Genomic DNA, 23,103 nt, shown 5'->3' with positions numbered 1-23,103 from the left:
TAGAACTGCGCGGCGCCGTGGCCAATGCGACATCAACGGTCTTTGCCGCGCGACACCGGTGCTATTAAAGGTTTTTTGAAAGGTTTTCCTTGAGTTTTGAACTGGACGCTTACGACCGCAAGATCCTTGCGCTTTTACAAGACGACGCCCGACTCGGCTATTCGGAAATCGGGCGCAGGATTCACCTCACCGCGCCGGCGGTCACCGAGCGGGTGCGCCGGCTGCAAGAGGCGGGCGTGATCGAGGGGTTCACGGCGCGCTTGAACTTGCGGGCTTTGGGCTACAGTTTCGAGGCGTTCGTCAACGTTACCGTCGAGTCGCATGATGCGCTCGATGCGTGGGCCGCCGCGCATCCGGAAGTGCTGGCGCTGCACACCACCACGGGCAGCCATTGCGCCTTGATCCGCCTTGCGGTGACGGCGCCCGAGCATTTGCAGGCGCTGATCAAATCGCTCGGGGAGATCGGCAAGACCACCACGTCCATCGTTTTATCCTCGCAGTTCGAAGACCGCCCCCGTTTGGCGGGGGCGCAGCTGCCGCTGGCCGCTTCCAAGACCCGTTGACGGGCTGCTACAATTTGCGCGTCGGTCCGACGACAAACCGTTCCGGTATCCGGGTGCGGTTCGCCAGCATGAACGTGAGGAATACCTGCTCGCGCAAGGCCAGGCGGACCATCAGCGGTAGCCGCCCGTACAAAACCCCCGGGATTTTTTTCAGGCGCCGAGCCAGGTTTCCATCATCAAAGTCGCCCAGTGACATCATTTATCCTCAGTGTTGATACGGCTGCTGGAGTCTACCTGAATTGTTTTTTTCACGACTTGACGAGTGCCCCCGGCCTGTGTGATATTAGATATATGAAATTCAACCTGTTCCCGCCAACCGCCATCACCGCCTTCGTGCTGTGTTGTGAGGCTGCGCTTGGGGAGAGCGTCGCATAGCGATAGTACGTTCACATTCCTCAAGGGCCACAGCGTTGAAAAACCTGTGGCCCTTTTTGTTTCCAGTCACACCTCATCGGGAAAGCGGCATGGCACTTCACTTATATGACACGTACACGCGCAAGCTGCGCGAACTCCACGGCATTGAGCCGGGCCGAATCGGCCTGTATGCATGCGGTCCGACAGTGTATGACCACGCCCATATCGGCAATCTACGCACCTATCTGTTTGTCGACTTCCTGCGGCGCACCTTGGAATACAGTGGATTCCAGGTCAAGCACGTGATGAACATTACCGATGTCGGGCACTTGACGTCCGATCAGGATACCGGCGACGACAAAATGGAGAAAGGCAGCTTGCGCACAGGACGATCGGCGTGGGAAATCGCCCAGGAGTACACGCGGGCGTTCAAAGAAGACCTGGCGTTGTTGAACATCCAGGCGCCCGGCACATGGTGCCACGCCACCGACCATATCGCCGAGCAAATCGAATTCATCGCCGACCTGGAGCGCAAGGGCTACACCTACCGTACCGCCGACGGCATTTATTTCGACACCTCCCGGCAGGCGGACTACGGCTATTTGGCGCGGTTGGATCGAGCCGGCTTGCAATCCGGTAAACGGGTCGACATTGGCGAAAAAAAGCACCTCACCGATTTCGCGTTATGGAAATTCAGCGGCACCCCCGGCGTGCGCCAAATGGAATGGAGCAGCCCATGGGGCGTCGGCTTCCCCGGCTGGCATATTGAATGCTCGGCGATGTCGGCCCGGCATTTGGGTGAATATTTCGATATTCATTGCGGCGGCGAAGATCACGTTCCGGTGCATCACAGTAACGAAATCGCCCAATCCGAGGCCCGATATGGAACGCGCGCGGCCAATTTCTGGCTGCATGGGGCCTTCCTGAAAAGCGACGGCGATAAGATGTCGAAATCGGGAATGTTCGTGCACCTACAAACGCTGCTTGATCGCGGTATCGATCCGTTGGCTTACCGTTATCTGTGCCTGACCACGCACTATCGCAGCCAATTGAATTTTACCGACGATGCCTTAAGCAGCGCGGCGAACGGATTGGATCGCATGAGGATGCTGGTGGTTCGCTTAGGCGCGCCGGGCGTAGCCGACGACGATTATCTGGCGCGTTTCGGAGCCGAAATCAGCAAGGACCTGAACATGCCGCGGGCGCTCGCGCTGGCGTGGGAATTGCTGAAAAGCGAGCTGCCCGACGGGGTAAAAAAGGCGACGATATTGCGCTTTGACGAAACGTTTGGCCTGCGGCTCGTTCTGTGGCAACCCGCCGTTGTCAGTATTCCACCGGCGTTGCTTGAATTGATGGCGCAACGCGAGCTGGCCAGAAATGAGCGACGCTGGTCGGACGCCGATCGACTACGTCTACAAGCGCGGGAAATCGGCTACGAACTGGACGATACGGCCCAGGGCCAGCAAGCACGCAAAATGTGAGTGACGCCGGGTATGGCGTAGGGGCGATCGAAGGAGCGGCGGCCAAGACTACTTTACTGGCACTTTCAAAACGCCGCGACCACGCTCACCAGCCCAAACAAGCTGCTCTTCATTGGGACGGGGCGACGTGGTGGTGGGGGACCGCCTGATTTTCCGCTACTTCATCGACAAGCTCGAACGGCAGAGCGATGCCGCGCAAGCGCTGACGTACCACAGGATTTTCCTGAAAAGTCTGTGCAAGAGCGTGTGCTCATCGCGGAAAATACGCTCCAATTGACGAACCATTAAAGCAAAAAAGACTTACGCGCCGAAGCGGGTAAGTCTTTTTTGGTACTGCTGAATTCGTGGTAGGCCGTGCGGGATTCGAACCTGCGACCAACGGATTAAAAGTCCGCTGCTCTACCAGCTGAGCTAACGACCCCGAAAGAGGCCGCATTATATACCCTGTGAAAATTAACGCAAAGGGTTTGCGCAAGAAAGTTCAATTCAAGACAATGCGGCCGTCACTTTCAGCACTTCCTCGGCGCTGGTGATGCCTTCGATGATCTTGAAGGCGCCGGCGATGCGCAGCGGCTTCATGCCGTCGGCCACGCTTTGCCGGCGCAGCGCGTGGATGTCGGTACGTTCGCGCACCTGGGCGCTGAAGGCGTCGGTGATGCCGAGCAGCTCGTAAATACCGGTGCGGCCGCGGTAGCCGGTCTGGCGGCATTCCGGGCAGCCGACCGGGCGGTACACCCGCGCCGGCTTGGGCAGGTTCCAGGCGCCGCCGATGCTGTGCCAGATGTCGTCGGTGATCTCGCCGTCGCCGCTCTTGCAGTCCGGGCACAGGGTGCGCACCAGGCGCTGCGCCATCACGCCGATCAAGGTCGCCTCCAGCAGGTAGTAGGGCACGCCCAGCTCGAGCAGGCGCATGACGGCCGACGGCGCGTCGTTGGTGTGCAGCGTCGATAGCACCAGGTGGCCGGTCAGCGCCGCCTGGATCGCCATTTCGGCCGTGGCCAGGTCGCGGATCTCGCCGACCATGATGATGTCCGGGTCTTGCCGCATCAAGGCCCGCACGCCGTCGGCGAACGACAGCTCGATGCCCGGCTGCACCTGCATCTGGTTAAAGGCCGGCTCGACCATCTCGATCGGGTCTTCCACCGTGCAGACGTTGACCTCGGACGTCGCCAGCGCCTTCAACGTCGTATACAGCGTGGTGGTCTTGCCCGAACCGGTCGGGCCGGTCACCAGGATGATGCCGTGCGGCCGGCTGGTCAGCGCGTCCCAGCGCGCCGCGTCGTCGGCCGGGAAACCCAGCTCCGGCAGCGTCTTGACCACCACTTCCGGGTCGAAAATGCGCATCACCAACTTTTCGCCGAAGGCCGTCGGCAGCGTCGACAGGCGCAGCTCGACTTCCTGGCCGCCGGCGGTGCGGGTCTTGATGCGGCCGTCCTGCGGGCGGCGCTTTTCGATCACGTCCATGCGCCCCAGCAGCTTGATGCGCGACGTCATCGCCAGCATCACCACGGCCGGCACCTGGTAGACCTGGTGCAGCACGCCGTCGATGCGAAAACGCACCGAGCCGACGTCGCGCTTCGGCTCCAGGTGGATGTCGGAGGCGCGCTGCTCGAAGGCGTATTGCCACAGCCAGTCGACGATATTGATGACGTGCTGGTCGTTGGCGTCGACCTGTTTGTTGTTGCGCCCGAGTTCAACCAGTTGCTCGAAGTTGTTGCGCAGCTGCAGATCTTGGCCGGTCGACTTGTTGGCGTTCTTGATCGACTTGGCCAGGCTGAAAAATTGCGAGATGTACTGGGCGATGTCGAGAGGGTTGGCGATCACCAGTTTGATGGCGCGCCGCGAGATCTTGGCGATTTCCGCCTCCCACTCGAGCGCGAACGGCTCCGTGGTGGCGATCACCAGCGTGTGCGCGCTCAGCTCGACCGGCAGGATGTTGAAGCGCGCCGCGTAGCTGGCCGACATGACGTCGGCGACCTTGGTGAAATCGACCTTGAGCGGGTCGATGCGGATGAAGGGCAGGGCGACGCGCCCGGCCAGCCATTCGCACAGCGCGTCCAGGGTCAGCGCCTTGTGCGGCGCCAGCGCCGAGGCCAGCTTGCAGTGCGCCACCGCGCACAGCGGGTGCATCGCGCCGACGATGTTTTTCAGGATGCCCAGGGCCTGCGCGTAGTTGGCCTTGACGTCGGCCTTGTCGACCAGGCCGTCGGCCAGCAGCCAGGTGAAGATTTGTTGCAGGTCGAGCGCTTTGGGGGACCCATTCTTCATTCGCTACTTTCTTTGCACAAAATCAGCTGGCCGCGCCCCGGCCGGGTCACACCGCGCTGTGGATGCCCTTGACCCAGGATTTGGCGGGCAGCTTGCTGTCGGCGACGATTTGCGCGGCGCGCGCGGCCAGCGCCGCGGCGTCGAGCGCGGGCTTGCTCTTGAAAGCGATGGCCACGACGTTGCCATCATGCACCTCCGGCAGGCAGATGACATGGCCGAACGCAAATTTCATCGCTTTCAGGTTTTTCGCGTAGCTCGGATGGTCGCCGAACAGGTTCACCGTCATGATGCCGTGCGGCGCCAGGCAGGCGGCGCAGGCGCTGTAGAAGTCGGCGCTGTCGAGCACCGGGCCGCGCGCGGTGGCGTCGTACAAATCCACTTGCAGCGCGTCGAAGGCGGCGTGGTTGGCGGCGTCGTTGACGAAGTCGAGCGCGTCCATTTCCAGCACGGCCAGACGTTCATCGTTCGGCGGCAGCTTGAACATCGACTCGCACACGGTGATCACGGCCGGGTTCAGCTCGACCGCGCGCACCTGCGCGGCGGGGAACTGGCGGTAGCAGAACTTGGTCAGCGCGGCCGTGCCCAAACCCAGTTGGGCGATGCGCAGCGGCTGTTCGATCCACAGCATCCAGGCCATCATTTGCTGGGCGTATTCCAGTTCCAGCCAGTCGGGCTTGCGGATGCGCATCGCGCCCTGCACCCATTCGGTGCCGAAGTGCAGGTAGCGCACCCCGTTCATCTCCGACAGCGTCACCGGCGCGTACTTGGCTTTGCGCGGAGCGGGCGGGCGCGGCGGGCGCGAGGATTCTTCTTTTTCGATCGATTTTCGTTTGATGAGCATAGGGATGGCCTGATAGATTGCCCCATTATCCCGCGATGCCTTGCGGCAAAGCAAGGGAAACCGGCGCGCGCCGGCGCGCAACAACCTTGATTTCGGGCGTGAATGTCGGGGCGGCGCCGGGGAAGATGCGCACGCGGTAGTCGGCGGCCGGGTCGCTGGCCGGCAGCACGAAGGTGGTTTCGGACAGATTGGTCCAGCGCGCGATGGCCTGCATCTGCGCGTCGCCCAGGCCCTCGGCGTCGAGGATCACCGCCAGCGGATTGCCTTTGAACGGCGCCCGGCTGAATACGTCGACTTGCTTGAAACGGCGCATCTCTGCCATTGTGGACTCCTGATAGTGGGGGGATACAGTGCGGGGATACGCCGAATTTACGTGGCGACCTTGGGGCCGGAGCCGGCGCCGCGCCCGGCCGCGGCCGCCGGCTCGGCCTCCGCCTCGCGCATGCAGCGCAGCGACAGGCGGTTCAAATACCAGGTCAGCAGCAGCGCCGCCACCGTCAGGCCCAGCACCAGGCCGATCCAAAAGCCGCTGGCCGCCATCGGCGCGGCCGGCGCCCACGGCAGGCCGGCCGGCGCCAACCCCAGCACGTAGCCGAGCGGCAGCGAGACGCCCCAGAACGCCAGTAGTTGGATCAGCATCGCCGGGCGCGTCACCTTGTAGCCGCGGATCGCGCACGAGGTCGCCACCTGGGTGGCGTCCGACAGCTGGAAAATGGCGGCGAACAGCAGCAGTTGCGCGCACAGTTGCTGCACCGCCGGGTCGGACGTGTAGGCCTGCGCGATCTGGTGGCGGAACAGCGTGATGCCGATGGCCGACAGCACCGCCGCCGCCAGCGCCATCGCCACCCCGATCCAGGAGACGAAGCGGGCCTTGCGCGGATTGCCCTCGCCGATGGCGTGGCCGACCCGGGTCACCAGGGCGATGCCGAAGGTCAGCGGGACCATGAACACCACCGACGAGAAGTTCAGCGCGATCTGGTGCGCCGACACCTGCACCACGCCGTAGCGCGCCACCAGCAGGCTGATGACGCCGAAGGCGCTGACTTCGGCGAAGTAGGTCACGCCGATCGGCAGGCCGAGGCGCAGCATGCTGCCGATCTCCGGCCAGTGCGGCCATTCCCAGTGCGTGAACGGATAGGTGGCGCGGTAGGCCGGCGCGTGGCGCATCCACAGCAGCATCGCCGCCAGCATCAGCCACATGCAGGCGCTGGTGGCGACCGCGCAGCCGACCCCGCCCATTTGCGGCAGGCCCCAGTGGCCGTAGATCAGCAGCCAGTTGATCAGCACGTTAAGCGCCAGCGCGCCCAAGGCGATCACCATCACCGGCTTGGTCTGGTTGATGCTGGTGCTGTAGCCGTACAGCGCGCGGTAGGCCGCCAGCGCCGGCAGGCCGGTGCTGATGATGTGCACGAACAGCGAGGCCTTGGCGTTCACCTCGTCGCTCAGGTACAGGTGGTCGAACACCACGGTGACCAGGTTGGCCAGCAGGCAGCCGGCCAGGCCGACGCCGAGCGCCTTCCACATCGACTGGCGCACGATGTGCGGCACGCGCTCGATGCGGCCGGCGCCGAACTCGTGGGCGACGACGGAATTGATCGCCATCATGATGCCGGTGATGGTGACCAGCACGATCGACCAGATCGACGCGCCCAGCGACACCGCCGCCAATTCCTCGGCGCTGGCGTGGCCGCTCATGGCGACGTCGGCCACGCCCATGCCGACGGTGGCGAGCTGGCCGATGAGCATCGGCCAGGCCAGGCGCCACAGGGCGGACGCTTCGGCGCGGATGGCGGATAATGTGAAGGCGGTGGTGTGGGGCATGGCGCTCGAGCTTGACGAAACCGCCAATTCTACGGGAAATGGCGCTTGTATAAAATTATTACAATTGCATGTAGGCGAAAGCGCGCGCCGGCGCGTTGCTGTCGCAAGCGTATTGACGACATCGTTTTACAATAAATCAGGAGAACCCACATGAACATCACACTGAGCGGCGCGCTGCTGCTGGGCGCCGCCCTCTTCGGCCAGGGCGCCGCGCAAGCGGGCGAATTGTCGCTGTACACGCACAGTAATTTCAACGGCCGCGAGGTGACCTTGCGCGGCGCCACGCCGGACCTGTCGGAGCTGGGCTTCAACGACCGCGCCTCGAGCATGCGGGTGCGCTCGGGCCGCTGGGAAGTGTGCGTCGACGCCGACTTCAGCGGCGGCTGCACCGTGGTCGAGCCGGGCGAGTACCCCACCATGGAGCGCTTCAACGACCAGATCTCGTCGGTGCGCGAGCTGGGCGGGCGCGACGGCGGCCGCGGCCACGGCCACGGCGGGCGCGAGCGGCACGGCCGGCGCGGCATGCTGGAGTTGTTCAGTGCGCCCGACTTGCGCGGCGACTCGACCCGCGTCGTGCGCGACACCGGCGATTTCAATGAAATCGGCTTCAACGACCGCGCCTCCAGCCTGCAGGTCGAGGAAGGCAGCTGGCAGTTGTGCAGCGACGCCGACTACCGCGGCGTCTGCCGGGTGTTCGAGCCGGGTGCTTACCGCGACGTTGGCCGCGAGCTGAACGGACGCGTCTCGTCGGCGCGCCTGGTCGACGACGGCGGCCGTGACGGGCGCGACGAGCGTGGGCGCGACGACTGGCGCGGCCGCGGCGACGAGGCGCCGGTGGTACTGTTTGAGCACGGCGACATGCGCGGCCGTCCGGCGCCGCTGTTGCGCGACGCGAGCAACTTCGGCGAGTTTAACTTCAACGACAAGGCCGGCTCGATCGTCGTCAACGCGGGCCAGTGGGAGTTCTGCGAACACGCCGAGTTCGGCGGCCGCTGCGTGGTGTACGGCCCGGGCCGGTATCCGCGCCTGGACGGCATGAACAAGCGCATCTCGTCGGCGCGCCGCGTGCGCTGAAAAAACCAAGGGCGTCAAACCGGGGCCAGAGCCTCGGGGGGGCGATCCCGGGCCGACGCCCTTGGCGTCGATTGCTTCAGTTGGCCCCGCTATTACCGCCAGCGTTGCGCTGGCGCGCGCCCGCATCGTTTACACTGGCTTGACCATACCGCCATGGCAATCGGCCCGCGCGCGGGCGAACCTGAGGAGCGCAGCATTGGAATACAAGGACTACTACAAGACCCTGGGGCTGGAGAAGGCCGCCACGGAAGATGAAATCAAGAAAGCCTACCGCAAGCTGATCCGAAAATACCATCCGGATGTCAGCAAGGAGGCCGACGCCGACAAGCGCACCAAGGAATTGAACGAGGCCTACGGCGTGCTGGGCGACGCCGACAAGCGCGCCGCCTACGATGAGCTGGGGCGCGGCCAGCGCCCCGGCCAGCCATTTCGCACGCCGCCGGACTGGCCGTCCGGTTTCGACCCGTCCGGCAGGACCGGCGCGGCCGGCGACGACGACTTCTTCTCCGACCTGTTCGCCCACCTGGGCGGGCGCCGCCGTGGCGGCGGCGCCGCCGCGCGCGGCGAGGACAGCCACGCCAGCATCGTCATCGACCTGGCCGACAGCTACCGCGGCGCCACCCGCACGATCACGCTGCGCGCGCCGGAGGCGGACGCGCGCGGCCGCGTCGTCACGCGCGAGCGCAACCTCGACGTCAGCATTCCAAAAGGCGTCACCGAGGGCCAGCAATTGCGCCTGAGCGGACAGGGCCAGCCGGGCCGCGGCGGCGCGGCGGCCGGCGACCTGTACCTGGAAATCCATTTCAAGCCGGACCCGCGCTACCGGGTCGAGGGCCGCGACGTCTTTGCCACCGTGCCGGTGGCGCCGTGGGAAGCCGCGCTGGGTGCGCAAATCGACGTGCCCACGCCGTCGGGCACGGTGACGGTGACGGTGCCGGAACACTCGCAAGGCGGGCGCAAGCTGCGCCTGAAGGGGCGCGGCGTTCCCGGCAACCCGGCCGGCGACCTGTACCTGCTGCTCGAACTCGTGCTACCGCCGGCGCACAGCGCCCGGGCGCGCGAATTATATGAAACCATGGCGAAGGAGATGGCATTCAATCCGCGCCAGAAAATGGGAGCGTAAATCATGGGACAAGCAAAGATTGTGACTGGCGTCATGCTGGAAGAGTCGGCGCTGACGGTGGAGGAAATGGCGCGCGCCTGCGCGGTCGAGCCGGCATGGGTGCTGGAGCGGGCCGCCACCGGCATCCTGGGCGGACCGCCGCAGCCGGTACCGCCGGCGCCACCGGGGGCGCCGGCGTCCGGCTGGCGTTTCACCAGCGTTGACCTGGTGCGGGCGCGCCGGCTGCGCGACATCGAGCGCGCCTTCGACGCCGACGAGCACCTGGCGGCGCTGGTGGTGGACCTGTCGGAGGAGGTCAGGCGGCTGCGGGCGCGGCTGCGGGCGGCCGGCCTCGGCTAGGCGACGCCATGGCCGCCGCGTTCAGACCGGGGCGCCGTCCTTGACCACGGTCAGACGGCTGATAAAAAAGCGGCCGTCGACGACGACCCGGTGCGGCACGCCGCTGACTGAAAAGCCGGGGCCGCCATCGGCGATCCAGCCTAGCGCCAGACTGTCGAACTGCTGCACCGGCAGGCGCAGCATTTGCGCCGTGATGACGAAGCGCGCGCCATCCTTTTGCTTGTTGATGAAATCGTCAATTGCGGCCATCGCGTTCCCTGTAGCTGAGTTAAATTCGTGCCTATCATATAGCAGCGCGTGAGCCGGCGCGGGGCCGCCGCCGACGCCGCTCGGGTTACGCCGTTCCGGCCAACCCGAGCGGAAAAACCGCGCTACCTAAAAGCCGCGCGCCAGCAATTGCGGCAGTTGCGCCGCGAAGCGCTCCACCAGCCACTGTGCCGCCGGACCCGGCTGCTGGTCGCCGCGGTGGATCAGGTGGATCGGAAAATGCATCACGTCGCCGTCGCCGAGGCGCAGCCGCACCAGCCGGCCGCTGGCCAGGTCTTCGCGCACCATCGCCTCGGGCATGCTGCCCCAGCCCAGGCCGGCGCGCAGCAGCGCGTGCTTCGAGCCGAGGTCGCTCAAGCGCCAATTGCGCAGCGCCAGCACGCCGAAATCCCGGCCCTCGGTCAGCGCGCTGCGGTCGGTCAGCACCAGTTGGGTGTGTTCGCGCGCCAGCGAGGTCGGAATCGGCCCGGGCAGCTGCGCCAGCGGGTGCCCGGGCGCCGCCACCGGCATCATCCGCACGTGGCCGGAGGCCAGCCGCTCGATCGCGTCGGCCGTCACCGGCATCCAGCCGCCCACGCCGATGTGGCAGGTGCGGTCCAGCACCAGTTGCGTGACCGCGCCCATCGCCTCCACCCGCAGGCGCAGCGCGACGGTGGGGAACTCGAGCTGGAACGCCTCCAGCGCCTCGACCAGCACGCAGGTCGGAAACATCACGTCGACCACCAGCGCCACCTCCGCCTCCAGCCCGCCGGCCAGCGCCTTGGCGCGCGCGCGCATGCCGTCGACCTTCAGCGACACCGCGCGGGCGTCGGCCAGCAGCGCCTTGCCGGCCTCGGTCAGGGTCGGCTTGCGCTTGCCGCGGTCGAGCAGCACGACGTTGAGCTGTTCCTCCAGGTTGGCAATGGTGTAGCTGATCACCGATTGGGTGCGGTGCAACTGGCGCGCGGCGTGGGCGAAGCCGCCGGCGTCGATGACGGCGATGAAAACACGTAGTTGGTCGAGGGAGGGCAGGCCGGGTTCACGCATATATCTAGAATATCGATGCTAACGATTTGAATTTAATGGATTCCATCGATGCTAATGCGGAACTAAGATGAACGCAATCAACAAATCTGACGTTCAACCGAATTTGAAGGAATCTCTATCATGGCAAACGTACTCCACATCAATAGCAGCGTGCGCAACAACGGTTCCCTGTCGCGCCAATTGTCGGGCGAATTCATCGCCACGTGGCGCGCCGCCCAGCCGGGCGATAGCATCGTCGAGCGCGACTTGGCCGCCGCGCCGGTGCCGCACCTGGACGAAGCCATGATGGGCGCCTTCTTCACGCCGACCGAGCAGCGCTCGGCGCAGGCGGCCGAACTGGTGAAGGTATCGGACGCGCTGGTCGGCGAATTGCTGGCCGCCGACGTGCTGGTGATCGCCGCGCCGATGTACAACTTTTCCGTCAGTTCGACGTTGAAGGCCTGGATCGACCATGTCGCCCGCGCCGGCCGCACCTTTGAATACACCGCCAACGGCCCGGTTGGCCTGGCCACCGGCAAAAAAGTCTATATCTTCACCGCCAGCGGTGGCATCTACAGCGAAGGCCCCGGCGCCGGCTACGACCACCTGTCGACCTACCTGCGCGCGGTGCTCGGCTTCCTCGGCATCACCGAGATCACCTTCATCCAGGCCGAAGGCGTGGCAATGGGCGAGGCGGCCGTGGCCGCCACGCTGGCGAAGAGCCGCGCCGCGATCGCCGAACTGGCGCCGGCTTAGAACCCGGTCAGCACCGTGTTCATATGTTCGACCTGCGGCGGCGCCTCGAAGAAGCCGCCCACCAGCCGGCGCCATTCGAGGAAGTCGGCGCTGCCGCGGAAGTCCACGGTGTGGTTCTCCAGCGTTTGCCAGCCCACCACCAGGCGGTAGTGGTCGCCGTGCTCGATCGAGCGTTCCAGCGCCATCGACAGGCAGCCGACGGCGCGGCGGAACAGCGGCACCGCTTCGGCGACGGCCGCTTCGAAGGCGGCGTGGGTGGCGGATTTGATGTGGATGTGGGCGATTTCAAAAATCATGACAGTGTCCTTGGTTGAGAACGGACATTTTGCCCTAAAGAAGCAAGCGGCGCGCACGCGGGCGCTGATAGCGTTGCGTGCCTGGCCTGATCCCTTGCCGCAGCCGGCAAAAAAACGATAGCGAAACGATAATCTGCTGCAAGGTGCAAGAAGCGCTACTATAAGGGCGTGGGCCGGTCCGTCCGGGCCGGCGTCATCTTTCATATGGAGAACTACATGGCGGCGAAGAAAATTTTATTTTTGACCGGCGATTTCGCCGAGGATTATGAAACGATGGTGCCGTTCCAGGCGCTGCAGATGGTCGGCCACACGGTGCACGCGGTCTGCCCCGGTAAGAAGAGCGGCGACAAGATCAAAACCGCGATCCACGACTTCGAGGGCGACCAGACCTACACCGAGAAACCGGGCCATTTATTCGCGCTCAACTACAGCTTCGCCGAGGTCGACGCGGCCGCCTACGACGCGCTGATGATCGCCGGCGGCCGCGCGCCGGAATACCTGCGGCTGAACCCGCGCGTGATCGAGATCGTGCGCCAGTTCGCCAGCGCCAACAAACCGATCGCCGCCGTCTGCCACGGCGCGCAACTGCTGGCGGCCGCCGGCGTCATCAAGGGCAAGCGCATCTCGGCGTATCCGGCGTGCGCGCCGGAAGTCACACTGGCGGGCGGCCACTACGCCGAAGTCGAGGTGAACGACGCCGTCACCGACGGCAACTTCGTCACGGCGCCGGCCTGGCCCGCGCATCCGCAATGGCTGGCGCAATTCCTGGTCCTGCTCGGCACCGAAATCAAGTTGTAGAAACGCCCGGATCGTCCTTGAAAACCAAGGGCGTAGCCCCGGGGCCGGACCGGAAGGTCCGACCCCGGCCCTTTGCCTGCGGTCGATTTTCAGCGTTGCCGGCCCGCTAACCGGCGGCATGCGATGATATCGCCTGTCATCGGATTTCCGAAGCTAAGCCAGAGCACGACCATGAACCCGCACCGCAGCATCGCCCCCGTCAAACGCAGCTCCTTGCGCTCTGCCAACCGCGTGCGCGCCCGCGCCGACGCCGGCGCCACACCCGGCGCCACGCCCGGCGCGCTGGCCCGGCGCGTGCGCGAGCAGGCCGCCCAGCTCGACGCGCAGGCCAGCCAGATGGCCGCGCTGCAAGACGTCACGGCGCTGTTGGCCGCGCAGCAGACCATCGAGCAACTGTGCCGCGGTTTCCTGCTGCGCGTGATGCGTTTTAGCGGCGCCGACGGCGGCACCGTGCGCACGCTCGACCGCCAGCGCGGCAACGTCCACATCGTCGTGCACGAGGGCATCCCCGAACAGTTGATCGAGCAAGAGCATTGCATCCGGGCCCAGGACTGCCTGTGCGGCGAGGCGATCGTCCAGGGCGTCATCGTGGTCAAGGATCTGCGCCGGCTTGGCCGCGAGGCCGGCCGGCTCTACCGCTGCGCGGACGAGGGTTTCGTCTCGCTGGCGGTGTTCCAGGTGCGCGTGCGGGAGGAGGCGATCGGCAGCTTTTCGCTGCATTTCGGGCGCCGCCGCGGGCTGGGCGCCGCCACCCTCCGGTTGCTCGAAACGCTGGGCCGCAGCCTTGGCATCGCGGTCGACAACCAGCGCTTGATCGCGCTGGAAAAGCAGGTCGCGGTGGCGCAGGAGCGCGGTTTGATGGCGCAGGGTTTGCACGACAGCATCGCGCAGGGCTTGAACCTGATCAGCCTGCACGCGCAACTGCTGGAGGATTCGGTACGGCGCGGCAACCTGGCCGAGGTGGCCGAGGTGGTGCCGCTGCTGCGCGCCGGCGTCGACGAAAGTTATTGCGACGTGCGCGAGCTGCTGCACAATTTCCGCACGCGCTGGCCGGGCGGCGACGTCGACGCCAAGGTGCGCGAGGTGCTGGCCAAGTTCGAGCGGCAAAGCGGCCTGCCGTGCGCGTTGGAACTGCGCGGCAGCGGCGCGCCGCTGGCGCCGGAGCAGCAGTTGCAGGTGCTGTTCATCCTCCAGGAGGCGCTGTCGAACATCCGCAAGCATGCCGGCGCCGGCGCGGTCTGGGTCGACGTCGACAACGACCGCGACTTCGCGCTGACGGTGCGCGACGACGGCAGGGGATTCGCCCCGGCGCAGCTGGGCGAATCGGAGCAGCACGTCGGCCTGAGCATCATGCGCGAACGCGCGCTGCGGCTGGGCGCGCAGCTCGACATCGTCAGCGAACCGGGCGCCGGCGCCACGGTGAGCCTGTCGCTGCCGCGCGAAAACCGCCAGGTGGCGTGACATAATGGCGGTAACTAGGCAGAGCGAAGGCGTGCGGGCATGACAATCAAAATCCTCCTGGTGGACGACCACACCTTGCTGCGCAGCGGCGTCAAATTGCTGCTGCAGCGCAATCCCGACTTCGACGTGGTGGGCGAGGCGGCCGACGGCCTGGAAGGCGTCAAGCGCGCCAAGCAGTTGCGCCCGGACGTGGTGCTGATGGACTTGCACATGCCCGGCCTGTCCGGGCTGGAGGCGCTGCAGCTGATCATGCAGGACTTGCCGCGCACGGCGGTGCTGATGCTGACGGTGTCGGAGCAGGCCGAGGACTTGGGCGCGGCCCTGCACGCCGGCGCCCGCGGCTACCTGCTGAAAAACATCGAGGCCGACAAGCTGATGGAGGCGATCCGCCGCGCCGCCGCCGGCGAGGCCGTCGTCGCCGAGTCCATGACGGGCAAGTTGGTGGCGCAGTTGCGCGCCGGTTCGGCGGCGCAGGGGCAGGCCGGCGCGCCGGCCGCGCCGCCGGTGCGGTTGACGCCGCGCGAGCGCGAGGCGATGGGCTTCCTGGCGCGCGGCCAGAGCAACAAGGAAATCGCCCGCGAACTGTCGGTTGCCGAGAGCACCGTCAAAATCCACGTCCAGAACATCCTCAAGAAACTGCAATTGAGCAGCCGCGTGCAAATCGCCGTCTACGCCGTCGAGCACGGCATCGGCAAATAGGCCGATGTTCGTGGGTCGGGCTAGCCGAAACGGCGTAACCCGACAATGTTGGCCTGGAGCAGCGCGTCGTGCTTCGGCCAACATTGCCGGATGACGCTTCCCGCTAATCCGAGCTACGACACGCTAGCTTATCCCCCCGTCGTTTGGCTGGCCGGCCTAGTTCCATCGGCGGATAGCCGCGGCCGCCGCGCGCGCCTACACTTGACCTTAGTCAAATCGATTGAAAAGAGAGTGTCATGAGTAAGGTCAACGTCGGCGGCTTGCTGTCAACCCAGGCGCTGTTTCGCCATATCTCGCCGATCCAGCTGGAACAGCTGCGCACCGACGTCAGTCGCGTCGAACTCGACAAGGGGCAGATCCTGTTCCGCAAGGGCGAGGTCGCCGAGGGCGCCTACATCGTCGTGTTCGGCATGGTCAAACTGAGCATTGCCACGCCGGACGGCGGCGACAAGGTGCTCGAACTGATCCGCCCGGGCCAGAGCTTCGGCGAGCCGATGATCTTCCTCGACGAAGCGTATCCGTTTTGCGCCGAGGCGCTCGACAACACCCTGCTGCTGCGGATTCCGCCGGCCGCGCTGCTGCGCCTGTTGGAGCAGTCGCCGCGCATCGCCCGCCAGATGATGGCCAGCCTGTCGGACCACCTGCTCGGCTTCATCCGCAACGTCGAGCGCTGCTCGGTGCAGAACGCCACCCAGCGCGTGATCGAATACCTGCTGCAGGCGTCGCAACTGCAACGCTCGACCGAGGTGCGCTTGGAGTTGAAGAAAAGCTTGCTGGCGTCGCTGCTGAACCTGGCGCCGGCGACGCTGTCGCGGGTGCTGCACCAGCTCAGCGCGCAGCACTTGATCAAGGTCAGCGGCTCGCTGATCAGCATTGCATCGGCCGACGCGCTGAAATTGTACGGCGGCGCGGCAGCGTAGCGATTGCCCGTGTTTTTAACTTCCGCAGCACCCGCATATCGATATGCGGATTGCTTCGTTCGTTATCTAAAGCTTCACACGTACCATGCATGTTGACGGTTCGCTCGGACCTTCGCGACCCCCGCAGGAGATCGACATGCAAACCCAAGCCATGGCGCAGTTGTCCGTCGACCACGTCGACTTCGCCTACCCGAACGGGCACGTGGTGTTCCGCGACCTGTCGCTGCGGGCGCGGCCGGGCGAGTTCATCGCGCTGCTGGGGCCGTCCGGCTGCGGCAAAAGCACCTTGCTCAACCTGCTGTCGGGCTTCCACCAGCCGTCGCGCGGCAGCGTTACCGTGAACGGCGCGCCGGTCACGCCGGAGACGCCGGAACTGGGTTACGTGTTCCAGTCGCCGCAACTGTTCCCCTGGCTGAACGCGCTCGACAACGTGCGCTTCGGCCTGCGCATGGGCAAGCGCATCGGCGTGGCCGAGCAGCGCGAGCGCGCCCGCCATTACCTGGCGATGGTCGGCCTGGCGGACGCCGCCGACAAACTGCCGTACCAGTTGTCGGGCGGCATGCAGCAGCGCGTCGCGCTGGCGCGCACGCTGGTGATGGAACCGACGCTGCTGCTAATGGACGAACCGTTCGCCGCGCTCGACGCGATTTCGCGCAACAGCATGAACGAGGAAACGCTGCGCCTGTGGGAGAACCTGGGCCAGACGGTCGTCTTCATCACCCACGACATCGACGAGGCGGTGTTCCTGGCCGACCGCGTGGTGGTGCTGGGCACGGCGCCGGCGGGCATCCAAAGCGAACTGCGCATCGAGCTGCCGCGTCCGCGCATCCACCGCGACACGCGCAAGCTGGCCCGCTTCAACGATTACCGCAACGAGCTGATGGACCGCATCGCGCCGGCCGCCCAGCCGGCCTGACGCCGCCGCCCCGATTCCGCCCCGAACTGTGAAAGCACGCATGATCAAGACACTCCTGGCGACCTTGTCGCTGCCGCTGCTGGCGCTGGCCGCCGCCGCGCCCGCCGCCGCGCAGGGCGCCGGCAAACCGATCCGCATCGGCTGGGTCCACGCGCTGGCCAACGCGCCGGCGCTGATCGCCGACAAGAAGGGCTACTTCGCCGAGGAGGGCCTGAAGGTCGAACTGACCTCGTTCGGCGACGGCCCGGTGGTGCAGCAGGCGCTGGCGGCCGGCGAACTCGACATCGCCTACATCGGCGCGCCGCCGGTGTTCCAGTGGTACGCGCGCGGCCTGAACAGCCGCATCCTGGCCAAGGTCAACTACGGCCAGGCGGCGCTCATTACCAACGGCAACGCCGGCATCACCAGCCTGGCCGGGCTGCGCGGCAAGAAAATTGCCGGCGTGGCCAAGGGCAGCGGCATGGACGTGCTACTGCGCGGCTACGTGCTGAAGGAAGCGGGCGGCCTCGACCCCGAGCGCGACGTCGACGTCGTCAGCATGCCGGTCGGGAACATGAACGCGGCGCTCGAGCGCGGCCTCGTCGACGCCGCCTTCACGTGGGAACCGTTCGTCTCGGACGCGCTGTTGCGCGGCAAGCGCGTGCTGCTCGACGTCAACCAGGGCATCCCGCGCTACCCGTGGTACGTCGTCATGGCGGTGCCGAAGACCCTGGCCGAGCGCCCCGACGACGTCGTCAAAGTGTTGCGCGCGCACCGCAAGGCGATCGCCTTCCTCAACGAGCACCAGGAAGAGTCGAACCGCATCATCGCCGACGCCTTCCAGATTGCGCCGGTCAAGACGGCCGCCGGCGCCACCGTCGCGCCGGCGGCCGTGGTGCAGCAGGCGCGCAAGCGGCTGGGCTGGTCGGACCGGCTGGAGCCGGGCGACCTGCGCTTCATCCAGCGGCTGATGGATTATTCGCTGGCGCTGGGATTTCTGAACAAGGAGCTGAAGGTTAGCCAAGTGGTCGACCTGAGCTGGCAGCAGCGCGCCGACCAGCCGCGGGTGAAGCGTTAAACCATGCGCGCCGTGATCGCCAGGGCGTCGTGGAGCTGGGCCGCGCTGCCGGCGCTGCTGCTGCTGTGGAGCGTCACCGCCAGCCGCTTCCCGGCCTACATCCTGCCGCAGCCGTGGGAGGTGGCGCAGGAAGGCTGGCGCTGGCTGGCCAGCGGCAAACTCTGGCCGCAACTGGGCGCCAGCCTGCTCGAGGAACTGGTCGGCTTCGGCGCGGCCAGCGTGGTCGCGCTGGCGTTGGGCACGGCGGCCGGCGTCTCGAAAGGCTTCCGCGACTTCATCACCCCCTTGAACAGCCTGTTCATGTCGATCCCGCCGATCGCCTGGGCGCCGCTGACGATGATCGTCTTCGGGCTGGGCTACCTGGCCATCGTCGCCGTCATCTTCATCGCCGCCGTGTTCCCGATGGCGTTGACGATCCAGGAAGGGGTGCAATCGATCCGCGGCGGCGAAGTGCGGGCCGCGCGCATCCTCGGCGCCAGCCGGCTGCAACTGCTGCTGCACGTCTACCTGCCGGCGTCGCTGCCGGCGCTGACGGCGGCGCTGCGGGTCGGCTTCAGCCAGGCCTGGCGCGCGCTGGTGGCCGCCGAAATGATCGGCGCCACGCGCGGCATCGGCTGGATGGTCTCGCTGGGCGGACAGGTCGGCAACGCCAGCCAGGTCCTGCTCGGCATCGCCCTGATCGGCTTCATCGCCTGGCTGGCCGAAAGCCTGGTATTCCGCCGCATCGAACGGCACTACCAAACCTGGCGCAGCCACTAGCGGATTTTCGTAGATACTATGAATGAAGGCGGGTCGGCAAAAGACGCAAATTAATCCTAAAGTGAAGGTTCGAAGAATCAACTTAGGAGAAAATCATGCAACCGACCCGCGCCAACGATTTTACGCCTGAAGTCGAAGTTTTTGCAGTGGCATTAGAGTTGTCGAGCAAGAGCTGGAAAATTGCCTTGCACGACGGAAAGAGAGAGAAGCCGGCGATTCAGACGGTTTCCGACGAGACAGCGGCGGGGCGCCTCAACGAAACGGTGCAGGAGATTGAGAAGTTCAAGGCAAAGTGGGGCCTGGCCGCCGAGGTACGCACCGTCGTGCTGTACGAGGCTGGTCAGGATGGCTTCTGGATTGAACGCGCCCTCTCGAAGCTGGGCTACGAGGTGGTGATCTGCGACCCTGCCAGCATTCCCGTCGAGCGGCACAAACGGCGGGCCAAGACCGACCGGCTCGACGCGATCAAGCTGGTGCTGACATTGCGGGGCTGGTTGCGTGGCGAGTACGACCGGATGCACGTGATCCGTGTTCCGACGGTGGAGGCCGAGGCGCAGCGGCACGTGGTACGGGACCGCGGCGAGTTGCAAAAGGAAACGCAGCAGCACCGCGACCGGATCCGCAAGCTGCTGCGCACCGTCGGCTGCTGGGATGGCGTCGGCGGCGATGTGGGGGCGCGGCTGAACAAGCGGGAATTGTGTTGCTACGACGGCGATCCGCTGTCGGCGCAGCTGCAGCAGCGGCTGGAACAGGAGTGCAAACGTTTGGAGTTGGCGCAGCAACAACTGGCCGCGCTGGAAAAAGGGATGGCGGAGCAATTGCCGCCGGAGGTGCGCCAGCGCATTGCCGACCTGGAACGGTTGAAGGCGGTGGGGCCGGTGGGCGCGACGAGGCTGGTGCTGGAGCTGTTCTGGCGCAAATTCGAGAACCGCAGGCAGGTGGGCGCCTGCGTCGGTTTGGTGCCGCAGCCCTACGACAGCGGCGAGAGCCGGGTTGACCAGGGCATCAGCAAGCAGGGCAACCGGCGCGTGCGCGCGCTGTTGATCGAGATGTCTTGGTTCTGGCTGCGCTACCAACCCGACAGCGTGATGACGAAATGGTTCGCCCGGCGCACGCAGGGAGGCCAGAACAAGCGCGGCAAGCGCATCGCCATCGTCGCGGTGGCGCGCAAGCTGGTGGTCGCCCTGTGGCGCTACCTGGAGCATGGGATCGTCCCCGAAGGGGCGCAGTTGAAACGAGCGGCATAAGGGAGTAAGGCGGCACGTTCAGTACCAGTAGTTGGCATTACGTTGAAGTACGCAGCAGCAAGGAGTAGGCAGGCCCGTAACCCGACCTGGTTGCCCATGGCAACCGACCCTAGTAGATGGGGCTTGCACGCATCAAGGTCACTAAGCGCAACGCGCATGCAGAATTAGGCTGGGGTAGCAAAACCAGCGGATAGAAGGTGGTGGGACGTGAAGTCTCACGCAATGATGACCGAGAGCTTCGAACTGGGCTGTACGAACGACGAAAGCAAAGCGCTGGCAATGAACGAAGGCCAAAACGAAACAGGTCGGCATGGCGCCAAGCCGCAATATGCGTCATGGCGCCATGGACCAGCATATTTCGGTATCGGCGGCGTCAAGGGTTCGCTTCGCCGGGCTTCGCCCGCCCTTGACCCCGCCGATACCGAAACAAGGGATAGGATAAATTTGCGAAAAACCAGTTGACTTGGAATTCATCATAGAAGGTCGGGTTAGCCCGAAAGGGCGCAACCCGACTGGCGCCGGCGGCGGCTCGGCGTCGGATTACGCTTCGCTAATCCGACCTGCGAAAGCTTGACTTGGCGGTATTCACCCGGATTTTTTTAGGAGTATGTATGAGTGAGCACGATTCGACCGCGCAACGCTACGCGGCCTTGCGCGAGCGCCTCGGGCCGCATTTCGCGCCCGTCGGTTTGTACGAGCGCAACAAGGCGCTGCCGTTTATTGGCAGCGTGCGTTGCGACGTGGCGCGGCTGGAGGCCGGCAGCTGGCACGAGATCGTGCTCGACTACGAAGTCGGCGCCGCCGGGCTGGCCGACGGCGGCTGGTTCAAGGCGACCTTTAAATTCTATTCCGATTGGGCGCTGTTCCAGACCAGCGATCCGGCCGCCGCCAACTATGTCAGCGCCGAATACCAGGCCGGCCCGCTGGCGCCCGGCCAAAGCCCAGGCACGGTGCAGTCGCTCAGCGTGCGCTTCGACCAGAAGGGCCACGAGCGGCCGTTCCAAAAGGCGGTCATCGTCGACGTCGTCGACGGTTACCTGAACGCCGGCGACCATATCATCGTGCGCCTGGGCGACCGCCGCGGCGGCGGCGCCGGCACGCGGGTGCAAACCTTCGTCGAGGACCGCTTCCGCTTCCGCTGCTACGTCGATCCGCTGGGGACGTCGCGCTTCGCGCCGGTGCCGGGCGACGTGGTGATCGACGTCGCGCCCGGCGCGCCGGCGCGCCTGCTGGTGGCCGGGCCGCGTTTCGCCCGACCCGGCGAGCGCCTGCCGTTCCGTTTTTCGCTGCAAGACCGTTGGGGCAACGCCTGCCTGGGGGCCGGCGGCGCGCTGCTGGTGCGCGCCTTCGCCGGCGCCGCGCAGGTGTACCAGGCGCGCCACGCCGTGCCGACCGAGGGCTGGGCCAGCGTCGGCGTCGACGACCTGCCGGCCGCCGCCGGCGAGTTGCGCGTGTTCGCCGAGTACGTCGGCGGCGGCGCCGTGCGGCCCGCCACGGCGCTGGTGGAGGTGGCCGCGCGCTTCCCGGCGCCGCGCTCGTTCTACGCCGATTTGCACGTGCACGCCAGCGACACGGTCGGCACCAACAGCCCGGCCTACAACGCCGCCTACGCCCGCGACATCGGCGGCATCGACGTGCTGGGCTACACCGCCAACGATTTCCAGATCACCGACGCCAACTGGCAATTGGGCGTGGACACGGTCGAAGAGTTCAACCAGCCGGGCCGCTTCGTCTGCTATCCGGTGCAGGAGTGGTGCGGCAGTTCCACCGCCGGCGGCGACCACAACGTGGTCTTCCTCGGCGACGAGGCGCCCGACTTCCCGTACAACCGGCGCGGCGAGCATAACCGCACCTTCGTCTGGAACGAGGACATGAAGGGCGACGCGGTGGAACTGGGGCGCTGGCCGGTGGAGGAGTTGTGGGCCGCCTACGTCGGCGAGCCGGAGCGGCACCTGATCATGCCGCACGTCGGCGGCCGACGCTACATCCCGGACTGGCACCACCCGGAGCTGGAGCGGCTCGTCGAAATCGCCTCGAGCTGGGGCCATTTCGGCTGGTTGTACCAGGACGTGATCGAGCGCGGCTACAAGATCGGCGTGGCCGCCAGCGGCGACGAGCACCGCGGCCGGCCCGGCGGCGGCCCGCCCGGCACCCAGGTGTTCGGCGTGCACGGCGGCCTGACCGGGGTGCTGGCCGAGCGGCTCGACCGCCACAGCATCGGCCGCGCCCTGCGCGCGCGCCACACCTGGGCCACCACCGGCGAGCACAGCGCGCTGCTGGTGCGCTGCGGCGCCCACCTCCAGGGCGACGAATTCCGCCTGCGCGGGCCGGCCACGCTGGAGTACGACTTCCTCGGCGCGGCCGGTTGGGAGGAATTGGCCGCCTACGACCACAGCGGGCGCATCTGGCAGCGCAACCTGCACCGGGAGTTGGGGTTTTCCGAACGCCTGATCCGCCTGCGCTGGGGCGGCGCGCGCATACCGGACCGCTACCGCTGGGCCGCGTGGCAGGGCCGCATCACGATCCGCAACGGCACCATCAACCGCTTCCAGTCGCACGGCTTCGAGCACGACGAGGAGGTGTGCTGGCGCGCCGGGCCGACCGAGATCGGCTTTCGCAGCGAGACCTACGGCGACGCCGACGGCGTCGAGATCGACGTCAGCAACCTGCGCCACTGCAGCGTCAAGGTCGAGGGCACTATCGACAGCTACGCCAAGACCGGCGACCCGCTCAAGCGCAACCCCTTCGTCCACGCGCCGACGTTTTGCTGGGAGGTCAGCGGCGAACAGCTGCTGCGCGACGGCGGCATGCGCCTGGAACTGGGCGGCACCGAGCTGTTCCTGGCGCTGGAGCGCCTGACCGAGCGGGCGCTGCCGACCAGCCTGGCCGGCGCGCTCGACGTGGCGCCGGCGAACGGCCCGTTCGGCCACCGTCCGGTGTACCTGTTCGGCCGCCAGCGCGACGACAGCAAGGTCTGGTCGTCGGCCATGTTCATCGACTTCGACGACGCTAATGGCGTCTCGTAGGTCGGATGGGTGGAACGGCTAATCCGACGCCA

At 66.1% G+C, this 23,103-nt stretch carries 23 protein-coding genes, 1 tRNA gene and 1 pseudogene; 16 read left to right on the top strand and 9 right to left on the bottom strand.

Annotated features, from left to right (window positions below):
* Positions 1–89: 89 nt before the first annotated feature.
* Complete coding sequence (locus tag JANGC3_RS29275) at positions 90–563, top strand: Lrp/AsnC family transcriptional regulator (protein WP_017877006.1); 474 nt, start codon at positions 90–92, stop codon at positions 561–563.
* A gap of 7 nt (positions 564–570) precedes the next feature.
* Here the strand turns inward: JANGC3_RS29275 and JANGC3_RS0113415 are convergent, their stop codons facing one another.
* The gene (locus tag JANGC3_RS0113415) at positions 571–762 is read right to left on the bottom strand and encodes a hypothetical protein (protein ID WP_017877005.1); all 192 of its coding nucleotides are present in this window, start codon (positions 760–762) and stop codon (positions 571–573) included.
* Between the two features lie 265 nt (positions 763–1,027).
* On the opposite strand from JANGC3_RS0113415, the gene cysS reads away from it, so the two are divergent.
* The gene (gene cysS / locus JANGC3_RS0113410; protein WP_026132941.1) at positions 1,028–2,398 is read left to right on the top strand and encodes a cysteine--tRNA ligase; all 1,371 of its coding nucleotides are present in this window, start codon (positions 1,028–1,030) and stop codon (positions 2,396–2,398) included.
* 345 nt (positions 2,399–2,743) lie between these two features.
* On the opposite strand, the gene JANGC3_RS0113400 is transcribed toward cysS, so the two are convergent.
* From JANGC3_RS0113400 to JANGC3_RS29270, 5 genes and pseudogenes are all read right to left on the bottom strand, one after another.
* Positions 2,744–2,819, bottom strand: a tRNA-Lys gene (locus JANGC3_RS0113400).
* Positions 2,820–2,884: 65 nt separating this feature from the next.
* Complete coding sequence (locus tag JANGC3_RS0113395) at positions 2,885–4,666, bottom strand: GspE/PulE family protein (RefSeq protein ID WP_017877002.1); 1,782 nt, start codon at positions 4,664–4,666, stop codon at positions 2,885–2,887.
* A gap of 46 nt (positions 4,667–4,712) precedes the next feature.
* Positions 4,713–5,507: a spermidine synthase gene (locus JANGC3_RS0113390; protein ID WP_017877001.1), complete on the bottom strand. Its 795-nt coding sequence runs from the start codon at positions 5,505–5,507 to the stop codon at positions 4,713–4,715.
* Positions 5,508–5,628: 121 nt separating this feature from the next.
* Positions 5,629–5,829: pseudogene (locus JANGC3_RS0113385) on the bottom strand (PhzF family phenazine biosynthesis protein); the annotation flags it as partial.
* A gap of 47 nt (positions 5,830–5,876) precedes the next feature.
* Positions 5,877–7,328 carry an MATE family efflux transporter gene (locus JANGC3_RS29270; protein WP_017876999.1) on the bottom strand — a complete coding sequence of 484 codons (1,452 nt, stop codon included), beginning with the start codon at positions 7,326–7,328 and terminating at the stop codon, positions 5,877–5,879.
* A 150-nt stretch (positions 7,329–7,478) separates the two neighbouring features.
* Here JANGC3_RS29270 and JANGC3_RS30825 point away from each other — a divergent pair, with 150 nt between their 5' ends.
* The 3 genes from JANGC3_RS30825 to JANGC3_RS0113365 all read left to right on the top strand — a co-directional run bounded on the left by JANGC3_RS30825 (position 7,479) and on the right by JANGC3_RS0113365 (position 9,864).
* Positions 7,479–8,402, top strand: a complete 924-nt coding sequence (locus JANGC3_RS30825) for a beta/gamma crystallin-related protein (protein ID WP_017876998.1) — start codon at positions 7,479–7,481, stop codon at positions 8,400–8,402.
* Positions 8,403–8,598: 196 nt separating this feature from the next.
* On the top strand, positions 8,599–9,525 hold the full coding sequence (locus JANGC3_RS0113370; RefSeq protein ID WP_017876997.1) for a DnaJ C-terminal domain-containing protein: 927 nt from the start codon (positions 8,599–8,601) through the stop codon (positions 9,523–9,525).
* Positions 9,526–9,528: 3 nt separating this feature from the next.
* Positions 9,529–9,864: a hypothetical protein gene (locus JANGC3_RS0113365; RefSeq protein ID WP_026132940.1), complete on the top strand. Its 336-nt coding sequence runs from the start codon at positions 9,529–9,531 to the stop codon at positions 9,862–9,864.
* Between the two features lie 21 nt (positions 9,865–9,885).
* Here JANGC3_RS0113365 and JANGC3_RS0113360 read toward each other — a convergent pair whose 3' ends face one another.
* Both JANGC3_RS0113360 and JANGC3_RS0113355 read right to left on the bottom strand, forming a co-directional pair.
* Positions 9,886–10,113: a hypothetical protein gene (locus tag JANGC3_RS0113360; protein WP_017876995.1), complete on the bottom strand. Its 228-nt coding sequence runs from the start codon at positions 10,111–10,113 to the stop codon at positions 9,886–9,888.
* Between the two features lie 126 nt (positions 10,114–10,239).
* A complete protein-coding gene (locus JANGC3_RS0113355) occupies positions 10,240–11,157 on the bottom strand; it encodes a LysR family transcriptional regulator (RefSeq protein WP_017876994.1) in 918 nt (305 codons plus the stop codon).
* 120 nt (positions 11,158–11,277) lie between these two features.
* Here JANGC3_RS0113355 and JANGC3_RS0113350 point away from each other — a divergent pair, with 120 nt between their 5' ends.
* A complete protein-coding gene (locus JANGC3_RS0113350; protein WP_017876993.1) occupies positions 11,278–11,892 on the top strand; it encodes an FMN-dependent NADH-azoreductase in 615 nt (204 codons plus the stop codon).
* Here JANGC3_RS0113350 and JANGC3_RS0113345 read toward each other — a convergent pair.
* Positions 11,889–12,188: an antibiotic biosynthesis monooxygenase family protein gene (locus JANGC3_RS0113345; RefSeq protein WP_017876992.1), complete on the bottom strand. Its 300-nt coding sequence runs from the start codon at positions 12,186–12,188 to the stop codon at positions 11,889–11,891. The two genes, JANGC3_RS0113350 and JANGC3_RS0113345, sit on opposite strands and share 4 nt — an antisense overlap.
* A 216-nt stretch (positions 12,189–12,404) precedes the next feature.
* Here JANGC3_RS0113345 and JANGC3_RS0113340 point away from each other — a divergent pair, with 216 nt between their 5' ends.
* From JANGC3_RS0113340 to JANGC3_RS0113300, 10 genes are all read left to right on the top strand, one after another.
* Complete coding sequence (locus tag JANGC3_RS0113340; protein ID WP_026132939.1) at positions 12,405–12,986, top strand: DJ-1/PfpI family protein; 582 nt, start codon at positions 12,405–12,407, stop codon at positions 12,984–12,986.
* Positions 12,987–13,157: 171 nt separating this feature from the next.
* Positions 13,158–14,447, top strand: a complete 1,290-nt coding sequence (locus JANGC3_RS0113335; protein ID WP_017876990.1) for a GAF domain-containing sensor histidine kinase — start codon at positions 13,158–13,160, stop codon at positions 14,445–14,447.
* Between the two features lie 39 nt (positions 14,448–14,486).
* Positions 14,487–15,146, top strand: coding sequence for a response regulator (locus JANGC3_RS0113330; RefSeq protein ID WP_017876989.1), 660 nt, complete (start codon positions 14,487–14,489; stop codon positions 15,144–15,146).
* Between the two features lie 236 nt (positions 15,147–15,382).
* Positions 15,383–16,066, top strand: a complete 684-nt coding sequence (locus JANGC3_RS0113325; protein ID WP_017876988.1) for a Crp/Fnr family transcriptional regulator — start codon at positions 15,383–15,385, stop codon at positions 16,064–16,066.
* Positions 16,067–16,202: 136 nt separating this feature from the next.
* Positions 16,203–16,982, top strand: coding sequence for an ABC transporter ATP-binding protein (locus tag JANGC3_RS0113320; RefSeq protein ID WP_017876987.1), 780 nt, complete (start codon positions 16,203–16,205; stop codon positions 16,980–16,982).
* A 40-nt stretch (positions 16,983–17,022) separates the two neighbouring features.
* Entirely contained in the window at positions 17,023–18,039 is a 1,017-nt protein-coding gene (locus JANGC3_RS0113315) for an ABC transporter substrate-binding protein (RefSeq protein ID WP_017876986.1), read from the top strand.
* Between the two features lie 3 nt (positions 18,040–18,042).
* Positions 18,043–18,798, top strand: a complete 756-nt coding sequence (locus tag JANGC3_RS0113310) for an ABC transporter permease (protein WP_017876985.1) — start codon at positions 18,043–18,045, stop codon at positions 18,796–18,798.
* Between the two features lie 95 nt (positions 18,799–18,893).
* A complete protein-coding gene (locus JANGC3_RS0113305; protein WP_026132937.1) occupies positions 18,894–20,045 on the top strand; it encodes an IS110 family transposase in 1,152 nt (383 codons plus the stop codon).
* Positions 20,046–20,267: 222 nt separating this feature from the next.
* Positions 20,268–20,507, top strand: a complete 240-nt coding sequence (locus tag JANGC3_RS32685) for a hypothetical protein (protein WP_157406410.1) — start codon at positions 20,268–20,270, stop codon at positions 20,505–20,507.
* 149 nt (positions 20,508–20,656) lie between these two features.
* The gene (locus JANGC3_RS0113300) at positions 20,657–23,071 is read left to right on the top strand and encodes a hypothetical protein (protein ID WP_017876983.1); all 2,415 of its coding nucleotides are present in this window, start codon (positions 20,657–20,659) and stop codon (positions 23,069–23,071) included.
* Positions 23,072–23,103: the final 32 nt, after the last annotated feature.

Source organism: Janthinobacterium sp. CG3, assembly GCF_000344615.1.
Taxonomy (GTDB): Bacteria; Pseudomonadota; Gammaproteobacteria; order Burkholderiales; family Burkholderiaceae_D; genus Janthinobacterium.
This window is presented reverse-complemented; position numbering and strand designations above follow the sequence as displayed.

Excerpts from the sequence above, each read along its gene's own strand:
- JANGC3_RS30825 (WP_017876998.1), top strand. The coding sequence starts at position 7,479 with ATGAACATCACACTGAGCGGCGCGCTGCTGCTGGGCGCCGCCCTCTTC.
- JANGC3_RS0113320 (WP_017876987.1), top strand. The coding sequence starts at position 16,203 with ATGCAAACCCAAGCCATGGCGCAGTTGTCCGTCGACCACGTCGACTTC.
- JANGC3_RS29270 (WP_017876999.1), bottom strand. The coding sequence starts at position 7,328 with ATGCCCCACACCACCGCCTTCACATTATCCGCCATCCGCGCCGAAGCG.
- JANGC3_RS0113305 (WP_026132937.1), top strand. The coding sequence starts at position 18,894 with ATGCAACCGACCCGCGCCAACGATTTTACGCCTGAAGTCGAAGTTTTT.
- JANGC3_RS32685 (WP_157406410.1), top strand. The coding sequence starts at position 20,268 with ATGATGACCGAGAGCTTCGAACTGGGCTGTACGAACGACGAAAGCAAA.
- JANGC3_RS0113390 (WP_017877001.1), bottom strand. The coding sequence starts at position 5,507 with ATGCTCATCAAACGAAAATCGATCGAAAAAGAAGAATCCTCGCGCCCG.
- JANGC3_RS0113315 (WP_017876986.1), top strand. The coding sequence starts at position 17,023 with ATGATCAAGACACTCCTGGCGACCTTGTCGCTGCCGCTGCTGGCGCTG.
- JANGC3_RS0113340 (WP_026132939.1), top strand. The coding sequence starts at position 12,405 with ATGGCGGCGAAGAAAATTTTATTTTTGACCGGCGATTTCGCCGAGGAT.
- JANGC3_RS0113365 (WP_026132940.1), top strand. The coding sequence starts at position 9,529 with ATGGGACAAGCAAAGATTGTGACTGGCGTCATGCTGGAAGAGTCGGCG.
- cysS (WP_026132941.1), top strand. The coding sequence starts at position 1,028 with ATGGCACTTCACTTATATGACACGTACACGCGCAAGCTGCGCGAACTC.
- JANGC3_RS0113345 (WP_017876992.1), bottom strand. The coding sequence starts at position 12,188 with ATGATTTTTGAAATCGCCCACATCCACATCAAATCCGCCACCCACGCC.
- JANGC3_RS0113355 (WP_017876994.1), bottom strand. The coding sequence starts at position 11,157 with ATGCGTGAACCCGGCCTGCCCTCCCTCGACCAACTACGTGTTTTCATC.
- JANGC3_RS0113335 (WP_017876990.1), top strand. The coding sequence starts at position 13,158 with ATGAACCCGCACCGCAGCATCGCCCCCGTCAAACGCAGCTCCTTGCGC.
- JANGC3_RS0113360 (WP_017876995.1), bottom strand. The coding sequence starts at position 10,113 with ATGGCCGCAATTGACGATTTCATCAACAAGCAAAAGGATGGCGCGCGC.
- JANGC3_RS0113300 (WP_017876983.1), top strand. The coding sequence starts at position 20,657 with ATGAGTGAGCACGATTCGACCGCGCAACGCTACGCGGCCTTGCGCGAG.
- JANGC3_RS0113350 (WP_017876993.1), top strand. The coding sequence starts at position 11,278 with ATGGCAAACGTACTCCACATCAATAGCAGCGTGCGCAACAACGGTTCC.
- JANGC3_RS0113330 (WP_017876989.1), top strand. The coding sequence starts at position 14,487 with ATGACAATCAAAATCCTCCTGGTGGACGACCACACCTTGCTGCGCAGC.
- JANGC3_RS0113395 (WP_017877002.1), bottom strand. The coding sequence starts at position 4,666 with ATGAAGAATGGGTCCCCCAAAGCGCTCGACCTGCAACAAATCTTCACC.
- JANGC3_RS0113310 (WP_017876985.1), top strand. The coding sequence starts at position 18,043 with ATGCGCGCCGTGATCGCCAGGGCGTCGTGGAGCTGGGCCGCGCTGCCG.
- JANGC3_RS0113325 (WP_017876988.1), top strand. The coding sequence starts at position 15,383 with ATGAGTAAGGTCAACGTCGGCGGCTTGCTGTCAACCCAGGCGCTGTTT.
- JANGC3_RS0113415 (WP_017877005.1), bottom strand. The coding sequence starts at position 762 with ATGATGTCACTGGGCGACTTTGATGATGGAAACCTGGCTCGGCGCCTG.